The 9,544-nt window shown below is 58.7% G+C and carries 8 protein-coding genes and 1 riboswitch; of the genes, 1 reads left to right on the top strand and 7 read right to left on the bottom strand.

Annotation, left to right across the window (positions count from 1 at the left end; genetic code table 11):
- The coding region (locus QZL71_RS01980) for a hypothetical protein (protein WP_363912586.1) at nucleotides 1–906 on the top strand (906 nt) is incomplete at its 5' end.
- A 194-nt stretch (nucleotides 907–1,100) separates the two neighbouring features.
- Here the strand turns inward: QZL71_RS01980 and QZL71_RS01985 are convergent.
- The 7 genes from QZL71_RS01985 to QZL71_RS02015 form a co-directional block, all read right to left on the bottom strand.
- A complete protein-coding gene (locus tag QZL71_RS01985; RefSeq protein ID WP_294647518.1) occupies nucleotides 1,101–2,321 on the bottom strand; it encodes a M20 metallopeptidase family protein in 1,221 nt (406 codons plus the stop codon).
- Nucleotides 2,322–2,397: 76 nt separating this feature from the next.
- The gene (gene secA / locus QZL71_RS01990; protein WP_005944298.1) at nucleotides 2,398–5,238 is read right to left on the bottom strand and encodes a preprotein translocase subunit SecA; all 2,841 of its coding nucleotides are present in this window, start codon (nucleotides 5,236–5,238) and stop codon (nucleotides 2,398–2,400) included.
- Between the two features lie 396 nt (nucleotides 5,239–5,634).
- Entirely contained in the window at nucleotides 5,635–6,285 is a 651-nt protein-coding gene (locus QZL71_RS01995; protein ID WP_294647519.1) for an HAD family hydrolase, read from the bottom strand.
- 19 nt (nucleotides 6,286–6,304) lie between these two features.
- Nucleotides 6,305–6,829 carry a QueT transporter family protein gene (locus tag QZL71_RS02000; RefSeq protein WP_223389341.1) on the bottom strand — a complete coding sequence of 175 codons (525 nt, stop codon included), beginning with the start codon at nucleotides 6,827–6,829 and terminating at the stop codon, nucleotides 6,305–6,307.
- Nucleotides 6,830–6,836: 7 nt separating this feature from the next.
- Nucleotides 6,837–6,937: riboswitch (PreQ1-III riboswitch) on the bottom strand.
- Nucleotides 6,938–7,161: 224 nt separating this feature from the next.
- On the bottom strand, nucleotides 7,162–8,052 hold the full coding sequence (locus tag QZL71_RS02005; protein WP_097781639.1) for a DegV family protein: 891 nt from the start codon (nucleotides 8,050–8,052) through the stop codon (nucleotides 7,162–7,164).
- Nucleotides 8,043–8,549, bottom strand: a complete 507-nt coding sequence (locus QZL71_RS02010) for a tRNA (cytidine(34)-2'-O)-methyltransferase (RefSeq protein ID WP_005944287.1) — start codon at nucleotides 8,547–8,549, stop codon at nucleotides 8,043–8,045. The genes QZL71_RS02005 and QZL71_RS02010 overlap by 10 nt, the downstream gene beginning before the upstream one ends.
- Nucleotides 8,550–8,563: 14 nt before the next feature.
- Complete coding sequence (locus tag QZL71_RS02015; protein ID WP_363912589.1) at nucleotides 8,564–9,400, bottom strand: bifunctional hydroxymethylpyrimidine kinase/phosphomethylpyrimidine kinase; 837 nt, start codon at nucleotides 9,398–9,400, stop codon at nucleotides 8,564–8,566.
- Between the last annotated feature and the right edge of the window lie 144 nt (nucleotides 9,401–9,544).

The raw sequence follows: 9,544 nt of genomic DNA on the forward strand, positions 1-9,544 counted from the left end.
GAAGAAAAAACGCAGACCACCTGTGTGCTGCGGTTGTTTGGCGCACCGCTGTGGGCAGTACAACAGGCAGTGCAGCAGACAGGACTTGCTGCCCAGTTCCGCAGCCGCGGTGCAGAAACACTGGCTGCGCTGCAGGCAGAAACGCCCACGGCATTGAGCAAGGCGCGGAAAGCGCTGGCAGACCGCTTTGCGGCAGAGCTGTACGGAGAAGGGGAGATGACCCTTGTTCATGCAGCGGTGCAGGCGCTGGAAACGCACCGCAGGCTGCTGGTATGCTGTGATGCGGATGCAGGCACTCTGCTGGAAGCCCGGATGGAAACGGTGGCCGGCGCAGAAAAAGTGTTTGATTTTGGAGCCATGAGCTATGCCGATGCAAAGGTGCGGGAAAAGCTGAGCGCAAAGGTCTGCCGGGTCAAGGGCGGGCCGGTGCCGGCAAAACTTACCCGTGTGCGGGCAGCGCAGCGCCTTGTGGGTGCAGACTATGCAGCCGGGTGTCTGGAGCGCGCCGAGGACACGGTGCTGTTTCTGGGCAGCCGGAAAGGCTGCTGGGTGCGCACGGTGGCCAATGCAGATACGCCTGCTTTGTGGCTGCTGGATATGATCCGCCGGGCGGCTTCCGGTCTGCCGCAGGCGGCGGGAACGATCTGGCAGAAGTATGGCAGGGCCATCCCGGCAGATGCCCTGACGGCGCAGCGCCTGCCGGACAAGCCGGAGCCGGATGCACCGACAGCAGCGCCGCGCAAACGGCACAGGGTGCGGAATGCCCTGATTTTTCTGCTGATTCTGGCACTGGCCGCATTTGCCGCTGCGTGGTATTACACCGGCGGCGACCTGACCGCGCTGCCGCAGAGACTGCAGAGCCTTGGTGCCGACAGCCTGCCCCATGCGGGGGCAAAACTGATATAAAAAAGACCCCGGAGGGTGCGAACCTTCCGGGATTTTTTGTTTATAAAGGCGATTTTTTAAAGATGCAGCGTGCTGCTCCGAACCCATCCGTGAAAAAGAACCTCCGGAAAATCCGCGGATTTTTCGGAGGTTCAAATAAATAATAAATTTTCCGCTGAAGATAGCCAGAATGAAATGGCGGCTATTCTAAATGGTTATGCCTTGTGGTCGCTCAGCCAGCGCAGAGCCATATAAACATAGGCCGCAGAGCCCTCGTACAGCACGCTGTCGTCAAAGCGCACCTTGGGGTGGTGCTGACCGTAAACATAGCCCTCCTTGGCGTTGCCTGCGGAGAGAAACATGCTTACGGTGGGCACTTCGTGGCTGACAAAGGCAAAGTCCTCGCTGCCGCCGCCGGGCTTGCCGCCGGTGAGGACGGTCATATCCATGGCACCACGGCCCAGCAGTTCGGTCATATAGGTCAGGGCATTCTTGGCAAGAGACGTATCCACCACCATGCAGGGGCAGTGGTCGCTGAACTCCACATCAGCAGTGCAGCGATAGGCTGCCGCCACGCCCTGCGCGATCTCGGTCATGCGCTGGTGGATCTGCTCGCTTACGGCACCTTCGGGGTCCACCGTGCGGATAGTGCCCCACATATCGGCAGAATCCGGGATGACGTTGGATGCCTTGCCAGCTTCAAACCGGCCCGTGGTGAACACGCCAAACTTGGCGGGGTCCAGCTCACGGCTGTTGATCTCCTGCAGGGCAATGTGGATGTGGGCCGCTGCGGTGATGGGGTCGATGCAGGCGTTGGGCATGGAGCCATGGCCGCCCTTGCCGTGTACGGTGATGTGGTACTGCTCACAGCTTGCCATGGTGATGCCGCCGCCCGGCACCAGCACGGTGCCCACGGGCAGGGGCATCCCGGCCAGAACGTGGAACATCACCGCGGCATCCACCTTCGGGTTTTCCAGCAGGCCGTTTTTCAGCATGTCCAGCGAACCCTGAAAGATCTCCTCTGCAGGCTGGAATTCCAGCTTGATGGTGCCCTCGATCTCGTCCTCGTGTTCTTTGAGCAGCTTTGCCGCACCCAGCATCATGGCGGTGTGCATATCGTGGCCGCAGCCGTGCATCTTGCCCGGCACCTCGGAAGCAAACTCCTCACCGGATTCTTCCTGAATGGGCAAAGCATCCATGTCACCGCGCAGCAGGATGGTCTTGCCGGGGCGCTTGCCGCCCGCTAGCGCGAGTACGCCGCACTTGCCGCAGTCCTGCGGGGCATAGCCCATCTCGGTCAGGGCTTTTTTGACCAGCGCTTTTGTCTCGGGCAGGTCAAAGCCTACCTCCGGGTGGCGGTGCAGGGTGCGCCGCCATGTGCGCAGCTGGGTTTCCAGCTCCTTTGCGGATTCGAGCAGTTTTTCTGGTGTGATCATTCCAAAATCAACTCCCTCTATTTTATCAAAAACCTCCCAGACCCTGCCTTATGGCAGAGCCTGAGAGGTTTTTTACTTAGTTTTCGTTCGTCGATGTGCCTTCCGGGTGGTACTTGGCGCAGGTGCACTTTTTCCACTTCAGGCCGCTGCCGCAGGGGCAGGGGTCGTTGCGGCCAATTTTGATGACACGCACAGGCTGGCCGTGGGGTGCACCCTTGGCACCGGGTGCACCGTTGCCGGGCACAAAGCCTTCGCCGGTGGGCTTTGCCACCTGCTCACGCTTGGGGGCAGCACCGGCCTGACGGATCTCGATGGTCAGCAGCATCTTCACACTGGACTCACGGATGGAATCCACCATCTGGTCGAACATGTCAAAGCCCTCGATGCGGTACTCCACAACGGGGTCCTTCTGGCCGTAGCCGCGCAGCGCAATGCCCTGACGCAGCTGGTCCATGTTGTCGATGTGGTCCATCCACATGCGGTCCACGCACTTGAGCAGGCAGATGCGCTCCAGCTCACGCATGATGGGAGTACCGTAGCGCTGCTCCTTGTCGGCGAGGATCTTCATGCCGCGGTCATAGAGCTGGTCGGCAATGCCCTTGCGGGAGATATCGTCAAAGTCGGCCACGGTGTAGTGGAGGTCTTCCTCGGTGGTCAGCCAGCCCAGATAGTGGCGGCGCAGGGCACCAAAGTCCCAGTCGTCCTTCACATCACCGGCCAGGAACTGGTCGCAGCTGGAATCGATGTTCTCGCGCAGCATCTTGTGCATTTCGGTGCTGATATCCTCGCCATCCAGCACCTTTCGGCGCTGACCATAGATGATCTCGCGCTGCTGGTTCATCACGTCGTCGTACTTCAGCACGTTCTTGCGGATCTCGAAGTTGCGGCCTTCCAGCTTTTTCTGGGCGCTTTCCAGCGTGTTGGTGATCATGCGGTTCTCGATGGGAGTGTCCTCATCGATCTTGAGGGTATCCATCAGGCTGGAGACGCGGTCGCCGCCGAACAGGCGCATCAGGTCATCTTCCAGGCTCAGGTAGAAGCGGGAAGCACCCGGGTCGCCCTGACGGCCGGCACGGCCGCGCAGCTGGTTGTCGATGCGGCGGCTCTCGTGGCGTTCGGTGCCGATGATGAACAGGCCGCCTGCAGCGCGCACCTGCTCAGCTTCGGCATCGATCTGGGGCTTGCACTGGGCGTACAGATCATCGAAGCGCTTGCGGGCAGCAAGGATGTTGGCATCCTCGGTATCGCCGTGGCCGTTGGCTTCGGTCAGCAGCATTTCCACTGCAGCCGGGTCGGCATCCTCGGGCTTTTCCGGGTTCAGCAGGTTTTCGCAGAAGTGTTCCTTGCGCATCTGGGCCTTGGCCATGAACTCGGCGTTGCCGCCCAGCATGATATCGGTACCACGGCCTGCCATGTTGGTGGCAATGGTAATGGCACCCTTTTTGCCGGCCTGCGCCACGATCTCGGCTTCGCGCTCGTGGTTCTTTGCGTTCAGCACGTTGAAGTCGCGGGTGTATTTCTGCAGCATCTTGGCAAGGGTCTCACTCTTTTCCACGCTGACCGTACCCACCAGCACGGGCTGGCCCTTCTGGTGGCATTCCAGCACCTGCTGGATAACGGCATTGTATTTGCCGTTGACCGTCTTGTAGATGGCATCCGGATAATCGATGCGCTGACGGGGGCGGTTGGTGGGCACCGTAACGATGTTCAGGCCGTAGATCTCGGTGAACTCGGTGGCTTCTGTCTTGGCGGTACCGGTCATACCGGACAGCTTTTTGTACATGCGGAAGTAGTTCTGGAAGGTGATGGTAGCCAGCGTTTTGCTCTCGGCGGCGATCTTCACGCCCTCCTTGGCTTCGATGGCCTGATGCAGGCCTTCGTTGTAGCGGCGGCCGATCATCAGACGGCCGGTGAACTCGTCCACGATGATGACCTGACCATCCTTGACCACGTAATCGATGTCCCGCTGCATCACGCCGTAAGCCTTGATGGCCTGATCGATGTGATGGGCAAGGGTCATGTTCTCGGCGGCGGCAAGGTTTTCGACCTTGAAGTAGGCTTCCGCTTTCTTGATGCCGCTGGCAGTCAGGGTACAGGTCTTGTGCTTTTCGTCCACGACGTAATCACCGTCGGTCTGCTCGTCGGTAGAGACCTTATCCTCCAGCTCTACCACCACGCTCTTGCGCAGGGTGCGCACAAAGCGGTCCACCTGTGTGTACAGGCTGGAGGAATCCTCGCCGCGGCCGGAAATGATCAGGGGCGTGCGGGCTTCATCGATCAGGATGGAGTCCACTTCATCGACGATGGCATAGGCGTGGCCGCGCTGCACCATGTTGGCCTTATAGGTCACCATGTTGTCGCGCAGGTAGTCGAAGCCGAACTCGTTGTTGGTACCGTAGGTGATGTCGGCAGCATAGGCGGCGCGGCGTGCATCACCGTCCATGCCCTGTGCGATCAGGCCGACAGAAAGGCCCAGCCAGCGGTAGAGCTTGCCCATCCACTCGCTGTCGCGCTTGGCAAGGTAATCGTTGACGGTAACAACATGCACGCCCTCACCGGTGAGGGCATTCAGGTAGGCGGGCAGGGTAGCCACAAGAGTCTTGCCTTCACCGGTCTGCATCTCGGAAATATCACCGCGGTGCAGGGCAATGCCGCCGATGACCTGCACAGGGAAGTGCTTCATGCCCAGCACGCGCCATGCGGCCTCGCGGCAGACGGCAAAGGCATCGGGCAGGATATCATCGGTGGTCTTGCCGTCGGCCAGCTGCTGCTTGAACACAGCGGTCTGTGCCTGCAGGTCGGCATCCGGCATGGCGGCATATTTCTCTTCCAGAGCCAGCACCTGCTTGGCAATGGGGTTGATCTTTTTCAGCTCCCGGTCCGAGAAGCTGCCAAAGAGTTTTTCAACAAGGGACATTGGTAACACCTCATAGATCAAATTCGGGAAAATGCTTCCCGGAGATAGACATAAATACACACATATATGATACACCAAAGCGGCAGACGCGTCAAACCTGCAAGGTTATTTTAGCCGGATTTTGAATGAATTTTCTGTAAATTTGCGCTGGAAGGGGGTTCATAAAAGGAAAAGATATGTGGTGGAGGCGAACAGCCTCGCCCTCTCCGTCTGCTCCCGCTGGTCGCATCCACCTCCCCCAAAGTGGGAGGCCTTGGCAATCCACGCAAAGTTTCCGGTTTCGCCAGAGGCTCCCCCTTTGGGGGAGCTGGCGAGCGAATGCGAGACTGAGAGGGCGAGCCAGCTAAAACAAAAACCACCTCTGATTTTTGCAAATCAGAAGTGGTCAGATGTACATTATAAGGTTTCCAGCAACTGCGGCAGCTGTGCCAGATCGTCGATGACATTCGGGCACACAGCCTCGAGCCGCGCGCGGGACTGGTGGCCGCCGGTGTAGAGCACGCATTTTGTGCCAAGGGCCTTTGCAACTTCGGCATCGTGCTGGGTGTCGCCCACCATCACGCAGGCAGCAGGGGCGATGCCGCTTTGTGCAAGCCACTGTTTGCCCACCTGCACTTTGCTTACGCCATAGATGTCTGCAAGGCCGAGCAACTCAGTAAAATAGCCCTGCAGGCCCCGTGCGGCTACCTGCTCGATCAGGTAGTCCCGGCGGGAGGCGGAAAGCACGCTCTGCCGCCAGCCCCGGCGCGAAAGCTCGGCCAGCGTCTCGGCAGCGTGTGCAGAGGGGAGACAGGCATCCACGCCTGCGTTATAATGTTCCATAAAGCGCTCGGCCAGCTCTGCATAAGGGTGCTTTGCAAAGTTGAAACCGGCGCGGATGTAGTATTCCTCAATGGGAAAACCGAAAATTTCCCGGTAAGCGGCAAGATCGTACCGCTGCGGATAACCGTGGGTCTCCAGCATCCAGTTGAGACAGCTGTGGGTGAAATCAACATCATCCATCAAGGTGCCGTTCCAGTCCCAGAAGATCATTCCGTTTGCCTGCATGGAAACCTCCTTGCGGTCATTAAGCTGCAAAAATTTTGCGCAGGGCTTTGCTGCTCTCGATGATCTTCACCAGCAGCACACCCAGAACGGTGCAGCTGATGAGCTCGCCGATACCTACGGAGATGCCGTTGGTGATGCAGGCCAGCCAGATGGGAGCGCTGGAGGTGGGGTCCGGGAACATGACGGCAATCTCAATGCCGATGATCACGGCATTGAACAGCACCGGCGGCAGGGAAGCCGCCACAGCCAGACCCTTGATGCGGATGTTCCGCAGCTTGTAGGTGACAAGGCAGGCCAGCAGGGTGGCAAGGGTGCCAAAGATGACATCCACGATGGTGGAGCCCAGCAGGTTTGCCAAAAAGCAGCCCAGTACCACACCGGCAATGTACTCGGCACCGAACACCGGCAGCAGGCAGAGCGCCTCAGCCACACGCACCTGTACCGCACCATAGGAGAGCGGCTGCAGAGCCATGCAGAGAACAACATAAATGGCTGCGACCACGCCGCAGCGCACCAGTTTACGGACGGAAGAATTCTGATTCATGATAATACTCCAGCGGGATGATTTTGACCGCACAGGGCCGCCAGCCCCTGTGGGTTTGGCCCGGTATGGTTCGAGACACGCCGGGGAGCCTAAAATCCTAAGTTGCTCTGAAAGGATGCCGCACAAAAAGCACAGCAAAAGGCAGTATAGCATAATTTTTGGCAGATTGCAACGAATTTTCGCAGAATCAGGTACAGATGCAGTTTTTGGTTTGGACCCTTCCGGTGAAAAAGAGGTTCCGAAAAGCCCGCAGGCTTTTCGGAACCTCAAAATAAAAATAAAATTACCGCTGAAATAGCCAGAGCGAAAGCGGAGGCTATTAAAATCGTGTGTTACCCTCTGGGGTGTCCGGTATACACCAGAGCCACCGTGTCGGGGCCGGTGTTGGCGGAAACGACGCCGCCCAGCTCAAACACCAGCAGCGGCGGTTTGCCAAAGGCCTTGCGGCAGGCCTTTTCCAGATCGGCGGTCTGCGGGATGTTGGTGTGGCCGATCATATAATCAAAGTTCTCCACGCCTTCGCTGCGCTGTTTGCACAGCTCCACCATGGCGGGCACCACCTTGTCATCGCCGCGTACCTTGGCTTCCACCTTGGTCTTGCCGTCGATCAGGGTGATGATGGGACGAATGCCCATCAGCTCGCCCATAACAGCAGCAGCGGCAGAGATGCGTCCGCTCTTTTTCATCTGCTTCAGGCTGTAGGGGCCCAGAACGATCTCCATGCAGTCCATCTGCTTTTCAAACTCCCGGATCACATGGCTGATCTCTGCGCCGTTCTTCAGCTTGCGGGCCATTTCGCACAGATACCAGCCGAACACCATGGAATAGGTGTGGGGGTCCAGCAGATGGATCTTCAAGTGGTGCTCCGGGCGCTCCTCCCGCAGCATCCCCTGTGCCATGAGGGCGTTATTGTAGGTGGAAGAGCCGGATTTGTTGATGGGTACATGAATGACATCCGTATAGCCCTCGTCCACGTACTGGCAGTATTTTTCGCAGAACTGGATGGGGGTGATGGCGGCAGTGGAGGGCACGCCCTTAGCGGCACGCATCTTATCGTAAAATTCGGTGTTGGTGCAGCTTTCACGCTCCACGTAGTCCACATTGTCCAGCAGGATGTGGAAGCTCATGATGTCGATGCCGTATTTTTCGGCCATCTCCTGCGGGATATCGCAGGAGGAATCGGTCAGGATCGCAATCTTGCTCATAATGTCCCTCATTTCCATTCGTAGTCTCGTAAGTGTCCGTGGTCCAAAAGCTCCGGAAAGTCCCACTGGCGCAGCACTTCATACACGCCCACGGCCACGCTGTTGGAAAGGTTCAGGCTGCGGCAGGTGTCGCGCATGGGCATTCGGATGCAGTGCTCCTGATTGGCGGCAAGCAAGGCTTCGGGCAGGCCGGCATCCTCGCGTCCGAACACGAGGTATGCACCGTCCGGGTAGCTCACATCGGTGTAGCGCTGCGGTGCCTTGGTGGTAAAATAGTAATAGGGGCCGCTGTTTTTGGCAAAGAACTCGTCCAGACTGTCGTAATAGCTGATGTCGAGGTAGTGCCAGTAATCCAGACCCGCATGCTTGAGCTTTTTATCATCGATGGCAAAGCCCATGGGGCCTACCAGATGTAGCCGACAGGCAGTGCAGGCACAGGTGCGGGCCACATTGCCGGTGTTCTGCGGGATGCGCGGCTCCACCAGAACGATGTTCAAGGTTGGCTTTTCGTTCATCGGTGTACCTCCCCTTATTCTGCCGAGCCTGCCGGGCACAGGCGCGGCAGAAGCGGCTCGAACCAGACCCCGTAGCGGGTATCCTGCGCGGCGGGCGTGTTCTGGATGGAAAGCGCCACGAACTCGGCAGCGTTGTCGGCGGCGGCACTCAGGGCGTTGCCCTGCAGCAGCGAGCCGATGAGCACCGCACCGTACAGGTCGCCGGTGCCGGGAAAGCTGCGGCTGATGTGCAGCTTTTTGATGAGGAAGCGGTCTTTTCCGCTGCCTGCACAGCCGATGTATTTGCCCAGCGGCAGGCCGGTGACGACAGCCCCGGGGGCCAGAGTGGTCAGCTCATCAGCCAGAGCCTGTGCGGCTTCATCGGTGAGCAGCTCGGTCTGCGGCTGGCGCTGCAGCAGGATCTGTGCCTCGGTGTAGTTGGGCAGGATCAGATCGGCAGCACCGCACAGTGCACGGATGCGGTCGATCAAAGCAGGCGTTACGGTGGAGTAAGCCTTGCCGTTGTCGCCCATGACCGGGTCAACGATCTTTTTGGCTGCGGGCCAGAGGGCAAAGGCTTTTTCGGCCAGTGCCACCTGATCCTCACCGCCCAGATAGCCGGTATAGATGCAGTCAAACTCCACGCCGAGCGCATGGTAATGCTCCAGCGCCTGTTCGCCGTAGGCGCAGCCGTCCAGCCGTGCAGGTGTGCCAAGCCCGCCTGTGTGGGTGGAAAGCACCACCGTGGGCAGGGCTACCGGCTGCACGCCCATGACCGACAGCACCGGCAGGATCACTGCAAGGCTGCAGCGGCCCATGCCGGAAAGATCGTGGATGCAAAGGACTTTTTTGGGTTCAACAGGGTGTATCAAATAAGGAACCTCCTTACCAGTATGCGGAATGAGCAGTGCGCTTTTTAGCCGGGCACACCCGCCCATTAAAACATCGTAGAACAGTATACCACAAATTTCTGCATAAAAAAAGCGGATACCAGATAGTTTACAGGAAATAATAAC

It is taken from the genome of uncultured Faecalibacterium sp., assembly GCF_900066275.1.
Classification (GTDB): Bacteria; Bacillota; Clostridia; order Oscillospirales; family Ruminococcaceae; genus Faecalibacterium; species Faecalibacterium taiwanense.